Source organism: Rhodopirellula maiorica SM1, assembly GCF_000346295.1.
Taxonomy (GTDB): domain Bacteria; phylum Planctomycetota; class Planctomycetia; order Pirellulales; family Pirellulaceae; genus Novipirellula; species Novipirellula maiorica.
In genome coordinates, this window is the sequence record NZ_ANOG01000798.1 from 1 (window position 1) to 14622 (window position 14622).

Annotated in this window: 14 protein-coding genes; 8 read left to right on the top strand and 6 right to left on the bottom strand. The window is 54.6% G+C overall.

Going from position 1 to position 14622, the window contains the following annotated elements:
* Nucleotides 1-245 precede the first annotated feature (245 nt).
* Nucleotides 246-1565, bottom strand: coding sequence for a DUF1552 domain-containing protein (locus tag RMSM_RS25880; protein WP_008703700.1), 1320 nt, complete (start codon nt 1563-1565; stop codon nt 246-248).
* A 611-nt stretch (nt 1566-2176) separates the two neighbouring features.
* Here RMSM_RS25880 and RMSM_RS25890 point away from each other — a divergent pair.
* The 3 genes from RMSM_RS25890 to RMSM_RS25900 all read left to right on the top strand — a co-directional run bounded on the left by RMSM_RS25890 (nt 2177) and on the right by RMSM_RS25900 (nt 4827).
* Complete coding sequence (locus RMSM_RS25890) at nt 2177-3019, top strand: hypothetical protein (RefSeq protein WP_144057968.1); 843 nt, start codon at nt 2177-2179, stop codon at nt 3017-3019.
* A 75-nt stretch (nt 3020-3094) separates the two neighbouring features.
* Nucleotides 3095-3475, top strand: a complete 381-nt coding sequence (locus RMSM_RS25895) for a hypothetical protein (protein WP_040769419.1) — start codon at nt 3095-3097, stop codon at nt 3473-3475.
* Nucleotides 3476-3507: 32 nt separating this feature from the next.
* Nucleotides 3508-4827: a glycoside hydrolase family 15 protein gene (locus RMSM_RS25900; RefSeq protein WP_052031811.1), complete on the top strand. Its 1320-nt coding sequence runs from the start codon at nt 3508-3510 to the stop codon at nt 4825-4827.
* Nucleotides 4828-4940: 113 nt separating this feature from the next.
* Here RMSM_RS25900 and RMSM_RS25905 read toward each other — a convergent pair whose 3' ends face one another.
* The 3 genes from RMSM_RS25905 to RMSM_RS25915 all read right to left on the bottom strand — a co-directional run bounded on the left by RMSM_RS25905 (nt 4941) and on the right by RMSM_RS25915 (nt 7051).
* Entirely contained in the window at nt 4941-5723 is a 783-nt protein-coding gene (locus RMSM_RS25905) for a rhamnogalacturonan acetylesterase (RefSeq protein ID WP_063870265.1), read from the bottom strand.
* 44 nt (nt 5724-5767) lie between these two features.
* Nucleotides 5768-6298, bottom strand: a complete 531-nt coding sequence (locus tag RMSM_RS25910) for a Uma2 family endonuclease (protein WP_160168378.1) — start codon at nt 6296-6298, stop codon at nt 5768-5770.
* A 90-nt stretch (nt 6299-6388) separates the two neighbouring features.
* Complete coding sequence (locus tag RMSM_RS25915; RefSeq protein ID WP_008703715.1) at nt 6389-7051, bottom strand: TetR/AcrR family transcriptional regulator; 663 nt, start codon at nt 7049-7051, stop codon at nt 6389-6391.
* A 293-nt stretch (nt 7052-7344) separates the two neighbouring features.
* Between RMSM_RS25915 and RMSM_RS25920 the strand changes: the two genes are divergently transcribed.
* Complete coding sequence (locus RMSM_RS25920) at nt 7345-8316, top strand: NAD(P)-dependent alcohol dehydrogenase (protein WP_008703717.1); 972 nt, start codon at nt 7345-7347, stop codon at nt 8314-8316.
* The gene (locus RMSM_RS25925; RefSeq protein WP_008703719.1) at nt 8313-8795 is read left to right on the top strand and encodes a DUF1569 domain-containing protein; all 483 of its coding nucleotides are present in this window, start codon (nt 8313-8315) and stop codon (nt 8793-8795) included. Before RMSM_RS25920 ends, RMSM_RS25925 begins: the two co-directional genes overlap by 4 nt.
* 49 nt (nt 8796-8844) lie before the next feature.
* Here the strand turns inward: RMSM_RS25925 and RMSM_RS25930 are convergent, their stop codons facing one another.
* Together RMSM_RS25930 and RMSM_RS25935 are read right to left on the bottom strand one after the other, a co-directional pair.
* Nucleotides 8845-10077: an alpha/beta hydrolase family protein gene (locus RMSM_RS25930; protein ID WP_008703720.1), complete on the bottom strand. Its 1233-nt coding sequence runs from the start codon at nt 10075-10077 to the stop codon at nt 8845-8847.
* Nucleotides 10078-10160: 83 nt separating this feature from the next.
* Nucleotides 10161-11306, bottom strand: a complete 1146-nt coding sequence (locus tag RMSM_RS25935; RefSeq protein ID WP_160168379.1) for an alpha/beta hydrolase family protein — start codon at nt 11304-11306, stop codon at nt 10161-10163.
* A 379-nt stretch (nt 11307-11685) separates the two neighbouring features.
* Here RMSM_RS25935 and RMSM_RS25940 point away from each other — a divergent pair, with 379 nt between their 5' ends.
* The 3 genes from RMSM_RS25940 to RMSM_RS25950 are packed head-to-tail and all read left to right on the top strand — an operon-like array spanning nt 11686 to nt 14380.
* Entirely contained in the window at nt 11686-13095 is a 1410-nt protein-coding gene (locus RMSM_RS25940) for a M14 family zinc carboxypeptidase (RefSeq protein ID WP_008703725.1), read from the top strand.
* A gap of 17 nt (nt 13096-13112) precedes the next feature.
* Nucleotides 13113-13640 (top strand): PH domain-containing protein, encoded by a 528-nt coding sequence (locus tag RMSM_RS25945; RefSeq protein WP_008703727.1) that lies wholly within the window; start codon nt 13113-13115, stop codon nt 13638-13640.
* Nucleotides 13637-14380, top strand: coding sequence for a PH domain-containing protein (locus RMSM_RS25950; RefSeq protein ID WP_040769420.1), 744 nt, complete (start codon nt 13637-13639; stop codon nt 14378-14380). The genes RMSM_RS25945 and RMSM_RS25950 overlap by 4 nt, the downstream gene beginning before the upstream one ends.
* Nucleotides 14381-14622 lie beyond the last annotated feature (242 nt).

Consider the following 14622-nt stretch of genomic DNA (forward strand, 5'->3'; position numbering starts at 1 on the left):
GACGCAATGGTTGACGAGAAACGACTTGGCGAAGCTGTCAAAGTCCTTGTGGACCGATTGGCCAGGCGTGTAAGTTTCGCCGCTCGCGACGGACAGCGGGCTGAATAGAAGTAGGATCAATGGGAGGAAAAGTCGGATCGACTTTCCGTCTGTCTTTTCGGGTATGACAGGCTGGAAGCCACTTTCAGATTTGACAGGCTGGAAACCTATCCCACATTTTTCGCGGAGCGTAGGGCAACACAGGGTCATGCCAAGACTTCCTTTAGCGGACCGTTGCTGTCGTCAAACTTCTTGGCCATCTTGTCGTCCATGTTGAATCGATCGACGTTTTGGCCAGCGGCTCGCAGCAGCGATGTATAGAGTGCGTTGATCGGACGTTTGCCATCAAGTTGGGTGAAGCAACCCGATTTGAATGCGCCGTCCAAGTTGCCCAGCAGCATGACAGGCCAGTTAGCACCATTGGTGTGCTGTTTGTCCGCATTGTTGCTGGTGTACACGATCAGCGTGTTGTCCATCATCGTGCCACTGCCTTCGGGCACACTTTCTAGCTTTTCCATGATTCGCACCAGCATGCGGCTGTTGTATTGGCGAATCTTGATCCAGATTGGATTGTCGGGCTGTTCCATGTGCCCAAGGTTGTGTCCCTGTTGATCGATTCCCAATCCCTTCCAGGCACCGAAGATTTCGCCGCGACCTGAACCGATCGTCAGCGTATTGGTGATTCCGGAGGTGAGCGCCGAGATACCGAGGTCCAACAAGCGATCGTGCCAGTCGGTCTCGAATTCAGGCGTCGAGTATCGCTCGTCGATCTTGGGGGCGAATTTTCGCAAGTGATCCGCAACGGTGTCCAAGCGATCTCGCAAGCCGTTGACATCCCTGAACCCTTGGACGTACTGGCCGTAACGCTGGCCATCCGCGGTGGGAAGGGATTGACCTTTTGCAGCGGCCAACATTTCGACTTGGCTCAGCACACTCGAGCGAGCTTCGTGTTGCAGCCGAATGTCTCCTGAGGAGATGCCACCGTAGAGCATTTGGTAGAGGTGGTTCGGATTGGAATGCATAAAGATCGGAGAACCGGCACCGCTGGCCGACAGCGTTGCAATGGTTGGTTTGGTTTTCATGTTCTCGATCGAGTCCATGCCGATGCACAAATGAGGCAGAAGCGTTTGCGGTAGCGCTTTGCTCAATTCGTAATCAATCGTCGATGCACTCGGTGGCACTCCATCGCTGCCGCGATAGCCGCCCAACGCACCGAAGAAGGCGCTGTGAGAGGGGCTGGTGTGCAGACCATGCAGACCGTTGATGATGTGCAGTCGTTCCTTGTAAGGCTCCAACGCGCTGATGGGCTCGGGAAGCTTGGTTTTTGCTAGCGAGCCACTGTGTTTCAACCCGGCGGGAATACAGGTTTTGGGATCAAACCCTTGGTTCTGCAGGAAGAAGACGATGCGTTTTGGCGCTGCGGTCGTGGCGGGCGATGCCAATAGACGTTCCGGCGTAAGTGAAACGCCAAATGCGGCCCCCGTGCTGGCGGCCAATCCTTGGAGCATTTTTCGACGGCTGAGCATGATGGATCTTTCTACTAATCAAAGGAACGATGGGTTTTCCGGCTGTTTCACAACAGAGATCACGAGATCCGCACCGACGTTGGATTGCAAATCGGTTCGACCTGCTGCAAGGCAGATGGGCAGCGGAGAGCAATGCTGTGGGAAATCGTTATCGGCTTTTCCGGCAGCGGGTAGGTGGTGGTTGGTGGGAAATGGGGGGCGACCGCCGCGCTAAGCAGCGATTTGTATTTTAACCTGCACCGCAATCGTCGCAACGTTTGTGGAACGACAAGATTCGCGGAATGCTGCTGGACGAGGCTGAGCGGTGAACTCGTAGCCTTTGATCCGGCGGTATGGCAAACAATGTTTTATACCGGTTTTCGGCACAAATTGTTGATTTTTCCAGGAAAAATCCGATTGTGCGCAGTTGCTCGATTGGACGCATCGACGTGCACAAATCCGCATCGCTTTGATCATCCGATGATCGTTTTTGGCGATCGTTTTTTTGCGGACACCACTGCAATCGTGACCTATGTTTCCAACGGGGAACGGTCTTGTAACCCCGCCGGTTACCCTTGCGCGGACTTTGCCCGTGCGTGAGCGAGATTTCTGCAATCGAGAATACAAACACCATGAATGACTCCAACCTCCAATCCGCTCAGGAAGCGTTTGCTTCGGCGATGCTTCCGATCACCCTGCTCGCAATCGTATTGGTTGTGGGCATGGTCTTGGTGGTGGGGTATTCGATGAAGTTTGCGCTCTCGGTCGCTGGGGCAGGCAAATTTGGTTTCTGGAAGTCCATTGGGATCGTGATTGCCACGATGTTGGCCGGTACGTTTGTGTCGACAGCGATCATGTTTGCGATGCCGGGCGAGCCCATTGCTGGATTGATCGCTGGCGTCGCATCGATTGGCACGTACGTGATGATCATCTCTGCGATCACCCATTGCAGTATCGGGCGAGGTGTCGTGGCCTATATTCTCAATGCAATTTTCAGTGTGATTGGTATGATCGCATTGATCATGATTCTGTTGCTGGGGGTAACGGTCATCCGCGGGACAAGTGACTTGGGTGATATCGATTTCGAACCCATCAAAAACAATCTGGCAAACGCGCAATCCGATGCCACTGGAGAGTCGTTTTTAGCGGACTCAGGCGAATTCGATTTCGACAACGGCAACGATGATTTCGAGGTCCAACAAGTGAGCGGGCAGGGAATCGGCTACGGCTACGAATCCAGCGAGGTCGATCACAATATGACGTCGAGTTCACCACAGCAATTACCAAGTGTTGTGCCCGCGAGCAATTCATCGGGAGGTTTGTTGGACCATTTTTTCCGCGATGAAAAAGCGAGTCCCTATCCGACGCCCGCATCAAAGGGATGTCAAAGTGGTTGCCGCAGTCGACGTCCCACGCCTCCCGAGCCTTCCGATCCCGTATCAAGCGGCATCCAAGCCAATCCATTTGCCAATTAACCGCATCTGCTTTTGGCGGTTTGTAGACGGCACCACCAAACCCTGTCGCGGCATACTTGCGACAGAAATTTTCTGGTGGAACCTTCCCCATCCGACGTAGGCCGGTACTTACATCTCGATTTGCGGATCGGTGAGGACTCGAAACTGAATCGAATTGGCATCGGATTGCGACTGGTCAATGGCTACATGCAGCACTGGAGATTGCATCAAAGCAAAGAAAACCGGCTGGTGCTGCCGGTGGAATCCAATACGTTTGGAAAACCACTGCGGGTCGATCTGCACCATAGCAATTGGAAGTTGTTTGATGCCGATGGCACTGTCGATCGCGGACCGCTAAAACCTGATTTCAGTGTCATCGCCTCCGTCAATCTCAGTCTCGGTGGCTTTGAAGAACTCGAGCAGCGTCCGACAAAAGGTTCCGGAGTCTTGGACATCCACGAGCTTCGTCTGGAATAGCGATAAGACAACGCAACAAAGGCAATGACAAGATGTCCGACAACCGGCAAGGTCCGATTCCATCGGTGAACGCTACGAATATGGCCCATCAGCTGCAAGCTATACAGCAGCGACTTGACCATCTTGGCACCTTCCAAATGCCTGTCTTGGATACGGGGCTTTACCCGGCGGCAAACGTTGCGGGCAGCGAGCGTGAATACACCAACTACCAGCTGGTTTGGGTACGCGACAATATTCACATCGCCCACCAGATGTTGGTGATTGGCAACGATGCGGCAGCCGTTCAAACGGTCGAGGCATTGTGCCGTTTCTTTGCAAAGTACCGTCATCGCTTGCAGCCTTCGTCTGGCAACCAACTCGAAATCGACCGTCCGCATGTTCGTTTTGACGGAAAAACACTCTCGGAACTTGATTCGGACAGTTCGTCGGGCGCAGGCTGGAACCACAAGCAGAACGATGCTCTTGGATACTATGTGTGGTTATTCGCCAAACTAGTCGCTAGCGGAAAACTGCGACCAACGTCGGAACAACTTGAAATACTCGCACTGCTAATCCACTTTTTCTCGCGAGTTCAATACTGGCAGGACGAAGACAGTGGGCACTGGGAAGAATGGCCCAAGATCGAAGCTTCCAGCATCGCAGTGGTGGTTGCTGCGTTACAGGCGGTCCAGGAATTGTTTGAGTTTCCTCGTGTCCAAGCAACGCTACACAAAGAGGGCATCGATCGCGGTTTTCTTGAATTACTGGTCCAGCCGGGGGTGGCGGCACTCGATGAAATCTTGCCCAACGAGTGCATTCAAGGCGGCGGGAAGCAGCGGGATGTGGACGCCGCCCTTTTGTTTCTGATCTATCCGCTGGGGATCGTCAAAGGCGACATGGCGGATGAGATCTTGTCGCGGGTGACATCCCAGTTGCAGGGTGAGATTGGCATCGCTCGCTACAAGCACGATAGTTTCTGGTCGCCAGAATATAAGCAGCAATTTGACGAAGAGGATCGCACCGATGCCGTGTCCGACAATGATAAACGCCGCCACCTAGAGGTGCGGCGGGGAACCGAAGCGCAGTGGTGCATCTTTGATTCGATCATCTCATGCATTTACGCCCAGCGATTCCAAGCGTCCGAAGATCCCCAGGACTTAGAGTTGCAACTGCGTTATTTGAATCGCTCGCTACAGCAGCTCACTCCCCTCGATAGTCCGTTCGGCGCACACAAATGTCCCGAAGCGTACTACATCGAGGATTTGGACACGGGCGTCTGGGTACCCAACGACTCGACACCGCTGCTGTGGAGTCAAGCCAATCTGCGTCTCGCACTCCACTTTGCCGAAATCACCGCAAAGCGGTTGGCATAACCGTAGTGGACGAGGCAACGAGTCCCGCGTGAAGGTAGTGGACGAGGCAACGAGTCCCCGCGACTAAAACAACGACGGGACTCGTAACCTCGTCCACTACATGAAAATTGCAGTTAACGGCCGGTCTTCAAATGGACCGCCAGCTCGGGGACCTTGGCTTGGATTTCGGCGATGACCAAGTCGCACATTCGAGTCGCTCCGAGTGCATTGAAATGGGTGTTGTCTGAATTGCCCTTGGGAAAGCGACTGTATTCGCCTGGAACCGTCCAGATAAACAGTCCCTCGGAACGTTCTTTACCAAGCCGCTCGATCAGGTCACGTGATCGAAGCGTCATATCTAAGAGGGGAACATCGATCGCTTGGGCGAGCTTGCGAACCGCGTCGGGATAATCGCCATGGGTCGGTTGAAGAACACCTTCGTCATCGAACACTCGTCGAACCACCGGAGTCGCCAAAATGGGAATCGCGCCGCGTTCGCTCGCTTCCTTTGCATAACGACGTAGATTCTCGGTGTAGCTACCAAACGGTTCAGTGTGGCGAGCCTCATCCGCCTTTTCGTCATTGTGTCCGAACTGGATGATCACAAAGTCGCCAGGCCGAATCTGCTGCAGAACAACATCCCAGCGTCCTTCGCTGCGAAAACTCTTGGAACTGCGTCCGTTTGTGGCGTGGTTATCGACCGTTACGTTTGGGGTGAAATAGAGCGTCAGTAATTGACCCCAGCCCCGTTCGGGATTTTCGGGAATCATCGGTTTGTCGGCCATCGTCGAGTCGCCGATCATGAAAATCGTGATCGCATCGGCCGCACTCGCGCCCGGCGACAAGAGAGCGAAGCAGGTCAACAAGGCAAGCACTGCAATGCAGCGAGATAGTCCGCTTTGGTTTCGGTGGGTCATGGTGTGTCTTTCTGCTTGGACGAGGCCGGAGGGACCTAGCCTAATTACTGAAACAGCTTGGTACAGTCCAAAGCAATCTCACATTGGTCGTCCAGCCGAAGCGTTTGCGGCTGCGTTGTATCGACTGCTGCTTCGTCATTTCCCGTGACATGCAGAATGGACCGGTCACTCGGATCGAGGATCAAATAATGGGCAACATCGTTCTCCAGACAAAGCGTTCGCTTGACCGTTAAGTCTCGTTCGCGAGTGGCGTCGGTGAGCACCTCCACCATCACGACGGGCGGCCGCTGGAGATGTCGCTGGGGTTGCTCGCCGCAAACCACCATCAAATCGGGACGGATCACCGTGTGGTTGTCCACGATCCAGTCGAGGTTTGCGTATGCTCGGCATTGACAGCGTTTTTCAATGATCTGGTTTGCGATCTGACGTGAAAGCTCCGTGACAACCCGCTCGTGCGGTCCGAATGGCGATGGGCTCATCGATACTGCCACGCCGTCAATCAGCTCCCAATCCCCTTCCCAGCGGTTGTAGTCATCAAGTGTGTAGCGAGGAATATAGCGAGGTGCAGTGCTCAAACGATGGGCTCCCAAGGTGACGGAGGTGCAGAACTCATTCTAGCAGTGCAGTCCTGCTAGGGCCATGTAATGACAAACATTGGAATTCGATCAATGGTCATCACGCATCCGCTGCAGTCCGTCGAGAATCAGATCAAGCCCGAACTGCAACTCATGTATTCCGTTATGGTGCCCCGAGATCACCTCTTGCGACATCCCGTTCAGATGCGGGTACTGGTCGGCAGGAATCTGAGGAAGATAGGCTTTGGCGACCTCGGCATATTCCTCGGGCTGGAACGGAAAATTCAGCTTCTGCAACGTAAACCCGTACACGTAGCTGTCGATCGCGTTCCAGACGTGGTCGGCCATCGCGTAGGAGTAGCCCGCCTGGACAAGACAGCCGATCGTGGCGTCCACGTATCTCAACATCGCCGGACCGACATTGGGACGCGAGACAATTAATATCGTCGCCCAGGGGTAACGCATCAGGACCTCGTGAGCCGACAGGGCGCGGCGGCGCATTGCATTCTTCCAGTCGCCATCGAGCTCGGGAAGTGCGATTTCACCAGCCACGATATCGACGATCCCGTCGAGGATCGCGTCCTTGTTGGACACGTGGTTGTACAGCGACATCGCCTCCACACCGAGCAGTTCACCCAGCTTTCGCATCGATAATGACTCGATGCCGTGCTCGTTTGCAAACTTTATCGCCGTTCGCAACACAAGGTCTTTGCTCAGCGCTGTCTTTGGCTTTTTCGCCGCCTTCTTCGCCATCAATTCTCTCCTTTCCCCGGTGAGAAGCCGAAAAGTTGCCTTTTTTCAACCGTTTTGCCTATTGCCCTGACTTGCGCTGTAAGTATAGCATGGATTGGTCGATGCTTACAGTGTAAGTTTCGGCGGTGCCCTCGCAATGCTGTCACGTTCGCTAAGGAAGTGAGATGAATTCATCAGCCATACAGCAAGATAGAACCCTTTCGCTTGAAAACTACTCTCCAAATAGAGTGGACTCCAATTTGTCGAGCAGCTCCACCGCCCACGTTTCGAGTCCGGACCAGGGAACGACGAAAGTGATTTCTCAAGGCGTCTATGGTTCGCCCGATCTGCTATCGCTGCGTGAAATTGAGGTGCCGGTCCCTGCGAAGCATGAAGTGCGGGTGCGAGTCCACTCGGCCGCCCTTCACGTCGGGGATTGTTTCGGCGTCCGGGGAAAACCGCTGTTGATGCGGATGGAGACTGGGCTACGGAAGCCAAAGCATGGGATTCCTGGCTACGATGTTGCGGGGTACGTCGACGCGGTCGGCGAGGACGTTACCCGATTCCAAGTTGGCGATCAGGTGTTCGGCAGCTGCCAAGGAGCTTGTGCGGAATTGGTTTGCACCGGCGAAGACACGCTGGCGTTAAAGCCAAGCGAGATCACGTTCGAGCAAGCGGCTGCGGTTCCCACATCGGGGCTCGCTGCCCTGCATGCACTTCGCGATGTTGCCAAAGTCCAGGCGAGGCAAAGCGTTTTGATTATCGGAGCATCCGGGGGCGTTGGAACGTTTGCCGTACAGATTGCCAAATCGCTGGGAGCCGAAGTGACGGGCGTTTGCAGCACACCCAATGTCGATCTCGTTCGCTCGCTTGGTGCCGATCATGTTTTCGATTACACCCGCGAAGATTTTGCGGAGAGTGGCCGGCGTTACGATGTCATCTTTGACAATATCGAAAACCGCTCGTTGTCCGATTGTCGACGTGCATTGACGCCAACAGGAACCTTGATTTTGAACAGCGGTACGGGAGCACAAGGAGTCTCCTTTCTCGTTCGCTTGTTGAAACCCCTGCTCATCTCTCCTTTTTTGCGTCAGCGACTGTGTCGTTATCTCTCGACACCCAACGCGGCAGATCTGAGCGTGTTGGCGGAAATGCTAAAGTCGGCGGCGATAACTCCGGTCATCGGTCGAACCTACTCGCTTATCGAGACAGCGGACGCGATCCGTCATATCGAAACCGGTCGTGCAAAAGGAAAAACGATTATCCGTATAGGAGACGGAGGATGAGCAAAAGAGCAATCGCCAGCGAGCTTCGGGATTTACGTTTTGTAAATCTCGAAGCCGCGAGCGACGATGCACAGTCGCTGCTGCAATCGGGATATGATCGCTGCGGCAATTGGTCGTTGGCACAGATATGTCGCCATCTGCGATTGGTCCAAGATCCCAGCATGGATGGCTATCCACGGTGGATGTCGCTGTTTGCTTTCTTGCGGCCGGTAATGCGCCGCACGCTATTGCCGCGATTGATCGAAGGCAACTCACCGATCGGGATTCCGACCTCGTCTATCTTCGTTCCGCCCGCAGAACTTGACGATGCCGACGAGGTGTTGTTGTTTCACCGCAGCGTGGTGCGATTCAAGTCTCATCAAGGCAAGTACGCAGCCCATCCTGGGTTTGGCCGCATGGATCGCGACGCACTCGAAACGCTGCATGCAACGCACGCAGCCCATCATCTTCGTTTCTTAATTCCGCGTCCGTCACCGTAGTGGACGAGGCCACGAGTCCTTCGCAGCTAACCTCGTCCGCTACCTGCGGTTATTCGTTCTCCATCAAATGCTGTTTGGCAAACTTGATGTACTGCGTCCAGTCAAAATCAGTGACCGAGTGTCCGCCGGAGCGGACGTGGTAGCCGATGCTGCCTTGGCTTGGCTCGTCTACCGGCGGCATCTTAGCCGCAGGCAGCCCTTCGCGACCGAGAAGTTCGTAGACCGGAGTGGCGTGTTTGGCGGCAAGGAATTCGCCTCGCGGATCGGCCCAGGTGTCTTCGACTGCACTCGCGACGTAAACGGGACGTGGCGCCATCAATGCAACTAGCATGTGTTGATCAAACGGCAGTTGCGACTCGTTGTCATTGTATTTGACGAAGTTGTCACAGAACCAATGCGGGAATACGGTATTGATCCGTGCCACCGATTCGCCGATGCGGCGGCGTGAGATCGCGGCGCCACCACAGCCTGAGTTGTTGGAGATTGCCAAGGCAAACCGCGGGTCATTCGCGCCGGCCCACAGCGACGTTTTGCCTAACCGCGAATGTCCCATCACGGCGACGCGGGTCGCGTCAATTTCGGACGTTGTGCCGAGGAAATCGAGCACGCGGCTCAGCCCCCAAGCCCAGGTCGCAATCGAGCCCCATTGGTCCGAAGCCGGTTTATTAGGGAACGCGGCATGGACGCCATTTTCAAAGCCATCATCCACGTCGGGATCAACATCGCCGTAATAAAGCGTCACGAGAGCAAAGCCATTGTCGATAATTTTCTCGACCGCCCATCGTGATGCGGCGCTGCCACGATCTTCGTCGCTGGCACGATTTTCCGGTTTGCTGCGAACCCAGTTTTTCGTCAGAGGAATATCGAGATCATCCAGCACGGTGTGATTGCCATGGAAGTTGTAGGCCAAGAAGGCGGGGACATTTCGTGATTCCTTCGGCAGCAGAACCAACAAGTGCAGATCACGACCGGCCAGCGTGATGACCGGTTGCCACATCGTCGCCTTGCCGCCGAGCACCGGTTTCCTTGCTCCTGCATCCTTTACGGAGATCGCATTAAGTTTGTCGGTCGGTACTTTACCGAACATCTCCGTTGCGAACTGTGCAAGGATTTGTTCGCGGCGAGCGGGCCACTGGACTGCCGATTCGACTCCGGCGAGCGGATTAGGCAACGTGTAAGCCGGGATTTTGGATTCGTCGTAGTTGGGTTTGGCGTCTTGTGCGACCGCGACGGAGGCGATGCCCATCGCGAGAACGACAATCAGACTGCTAGGAATACGCATGTTATTTGTACTTGTCCTTTGGCGAAATGATGAAAGTGCCTGGTAATTTACTGTTCGTGGCTCAGTAGAACGTACCGGAGAGTCTAATCGATACTCTTCTTGTTCTCTTGGTTGCGCAGCGAGGTTTCTAGAAAGTGATAGGCAAGTTCCCGCATCTCGTCTGGAAAATCGTGACCACAATTGGGATGACGTACCTGTAGCTGATCAGCTTTTCCATACAGTTGATAAACCGGACGAGCCGCTGTGGCGATTCGATCGACGCTGTCGGCACGGAAATTACTGTCGCCGGTGGGAGCGATGATCATCACCGCTCGCGGGGCCAATGCAGCGATCATTTCATGGAAATCGAACGGGATCTCTTCGAGTCGCCCACGATACTCTCGCAAACGAGGGATGTAACGAGTTTGTGTCCATCCTTGTTCCGGCAGCCATTTCGCTGGATTTCCCTCGCAATAATCCAGGTATGAATCGAGGCCACAGCTGGAAACGACCGCCTTGATACGCTGGTCAAACACCGCTGTATAGACCGAATTATGTCCGCCGAGTGAATGACCGATTGCAGCGATCTGTTGACCATCAACACATGGCAACGACTGCAGCAGATCAATCCCGCGGAGATTGTCCCACACTGCTTTGAGTGTCCCGCTTTGCCAACCGCCGGCGTGCAAGTCGGGTTGGTAGTTGGCTAGCAGCGGATAGCTGGGCGACAGCGTCACAAAACCGCGTTCGGCAAGCTCCATCGCATACTGGCGATTCGCTTTTCCGCCCAACCCCACGACGACGCCATGCCCAATCTGATTGTCGGTCGGATGCAAACAGAGTGCCGCGGGGCCACGCGTGTTGCCACTGAGTCGTGTTTTGGGAATGCATAGATAGGCAGGCGTCTCGCAGTGCGGTTCGCTTTGGTAAGTGATTTGACGTCGCACATACGATCCACAATCGACTTCCTCGATGACCTGGTATGAGGGAGCTTCGCGTGGTGCATCTTCGACGGGCAGCGTCCCCATCACGCTTTGCATTGCCGCGATGACTTCGTCTCGCCGCCGCTGCCACTGGGCGATCGACTTTGCTGTTTGGACGGTTCCGTTGTCATCATGGTACTGCAGCAATACATCGCGTGGCAGCGATCGGCGTGCCGCCTCGACTTGGGGGGCGGCATTTTCTGTCGCGATCGCGACCTGGGTAAACATCAGCAATATGCAGCCAACGCAGTAGTTCACTCGTTTCATCAATCACTTGCTCTCTCTTCGGGTGCACCAAAAACGCGTTGGTAGAATTCGATGGCCGCATTGGCGTTTCGCACACGCAAGTACGGGAAAACATCGGTGATTTTATTGGTATTCATTCGCTGGCTTTGCCGTAGAGGTGAGGGTCGGTTGCGGTTCTCGCGGGCACCTATAGTGGAACCTGACCCCGTCCGTTAAGCAAGTTGGATGAAGTATGTAAGGGGATCGAGTTTCATTTGAGGATATGCATGACCCGATCGCAATCAAATTTAGCAGCGTTTGATTTTAGTGTGTCGTTGCCTTTCGGTGGCAATGATCCTGTATTCTATAGACCGACCCGTAGCATCTTTCCGAATCTGGCTCTTACCACCCTACCTGCAAAATGAAAACGGAAAACCTCTTTGCTCAGAAGAACGTGGGAGTAATTTGTGTCGTCGATCACGCTTCGATCCATCGTTCTGATCGCAGAGCGATCCGCAGCTATCCGTCCGTGATCGTTCCGGCGTTACACAAAACAACACTGGCAAACGGCTCGTTGTTGGGGCGATCGATCATTGTCGTACTGGCAATGCTGGGGGGGATCCTGCAAGCGAATCATTGCACTGCTGAGGATCCCTTGACGGTCGTAGCCGATTTTGAAGGCGCGTCGGTCGGGGATATCCTCGTCGACGACGTGGCACGGTGCGTCAGCTTCATGCCTGGCGGCGATCCCCAGCGAGGTTGGCCTTGTTGGTGGTACTTTCGCGTCGATGGAATCAAGCCAAACGAGGCGATAGCGCTGCGACTGCGTGGATCCACGGCAACGGTCGAAAAAAAGAAGCCATTGGCGGCATCATGGGCGATGCCCAAACGTGCGACCTACTCGATCGATGGCGTGACTTGGCTGCACACGGACGAGGGGAAACGCGATGGCCAGTGGATGATCTATACATTGACGCCGAACGCCGCGTCGGTTTATGTCGCTTGGGGACCGCCCTACACTCCGCAAACGGCAGAGGTATTCGTAGATGCGATGGCCGCGAAATCACCGCATGCCGAAGCCACCGAGCTATGTCGTTCTCGCGAAGGCCGCGCCGTACCGATGCTGTATGTGCGTGAAGGAGAGTTAGAAACGGAAAAGCGATTTGGTGTTTGGGTCCAGGCCCGGCAGCATGCTTGGGAAAGCGGCTCGAGTTGGGTGGCACAGGGTTTTGGTGAATGGTTGGTCAGCGACGACGCGAATGCGGCTTGGTTGCGGCAGCATGCAGAAGTCTTCCTAATTCCGATTATGGATGTCGACAACACCGCGACGGGCAATGGCGGCAAGAACGCGGTGCCCCATGACCACAATCGCGACTGGTCTCCGCAACCTCATTGGAACGAGATTATGGCAGCCCAACGAAGGATCGGCGATCTTGTCGGCGATGGCCGCATGGATGTGTTTCTAGATCTCCATAATCCTGGTCCCGGCGACACCAGCTTCTTTTATGTGCTTCCTCGCGACATGCTGTCCGAGCCGATGCTTAGCCTGCGTGATCGCTTCATCGACTTGGCTTATACAAGAATCAGCAAGATGAAGCCGTTGATTCCAATGAGCAACAAGCCTAGGGTGACAGGATCGAATTATCATCCGCTATGGCGTCAGATTAGTTCCAATTGGGTCAGCATGAATGGAAATCCGCATACAGTGAGTCTGTGCTTGGAAACGGTCTGGAATTCTGAGAATAGCACCACTGCGGGCTATCGAGCGGTCGGCGCAAATCTGGCAGCCGCCGTCCAAGAGTATCTTGCCGAGCGTCCTGAGAAACCGTAAACCGATGGGGTTAGCCAATGCACAGTGATCCCGATCCTAGCGACAACGCAACTTTGCCGGCATTCGATGCCACCACGATCACACGGCCTGATGATTCGTTGCTGGTTTACTATTTCATCATCTCGATGCTGACGACGATCGGATTTCCGATCGTGTTCGTGCCTTTGTTTATCCGCTTCAAAACGCTGCAGTATCGATTTGATGAACAAGGGGTCTCAATGTGCTGGGGCTATTTCTTTCGGCGTGAGGTCTATTTGACTTATGCTCGACTGCAGGACATCCACGTCACTCGCAACATCATCGAGCGTTGGATGGGGCTGGCCAAGTTGCCAATCCAAACGGCATCGGGGGCGTCGGGAGCCACGATGAAGATCGAAGGCATTCGCAACCCAGAGCCGCTGCGAGATTTTCTGTACTTGCGAATGCGTGACGTGAACGACGAGATCGAATCGGACGCCGATTTGGAAAGTGAAAGTACCGAGTTGCTGCGCGAAATTCGTGACGAATTGAGAAAGCAACGCAGCCAGCGTGAGGCGAAACGGTGAGTCACGTTGTGGAGAAGTCGGCCGAGTGGATCTATCGCGGCATTTGGCGAGTCTTGGTGGAGTGGTTTCGTGTTCCTGATCAACCTCCAGTGCTACCGAGTGCCATGCAAGGCGAGCTGCGAGTGTTCCATCCATCGCGTCGCTTTTTGACGTATTTGAAGGTCGTTTTTTGGTTAGCACTGGCGCTGGTCGATGCTGTGATTCTGGCCGGATGGATGCTGCTCTATTGGGGATCTCCCGTTTGGGCTTGGATTTTAACGCTACCTGCACTCACGTTGGCGATTGTGCCAGACATCATCGCCTACATCGCACTGCATTTGATGTATGACACGATTTGGTATGCGGTTTCGGAGCGAGGTGTTCATCTTCGCCGTGGGATTTGGGTGATCACCGAGCATACAATTTCGATTGCGAATATTCAAAATGTTTCGATCACTCGCGACCCACTTGAGCAAATCTTGGGGATCGCAACCTTGGTGGTCGAGACCGCCGGCGCCTCGGCAGCCGAGGATGCGAACTCGTTGAGCGTGGGGAATCGCGTGATCATGATCGGACTCGACAACGCAAACGAGATCCGCGAGCTGTTGATGTTCAAAATCGGTGCAAGCCGATCGAGTGGTCTTGGCGATCCGTTCGAAGGTAGACCGAGTAAAAGTAGACAGACAGCGCAGTGGAGTGCAGCGGATCTCGCCCTGTTGCGAGACATACGCGACGAAGTTGCCGCGGGTTACCTCGCCTAAGCTTCAGGAGACTGCTGATTTAGCATCATTTATTACAGGCCGGAGGCCGACACACCCTCTGTCGGCGGCGTAAGCCGCCGGCTAGCGGACAATGCCATCTACTTTGGCAACCATTGGGGGATGCTCAAGTAGTGGGATTCGCCAGAATTCCCATCTTTGTCGTTGAATCACCAGGAACTCTGGCGAGTCCCACTACCAAAGTAGATGACATTGGGCTAGCGGAGGAGGCAAAACATAGCCCT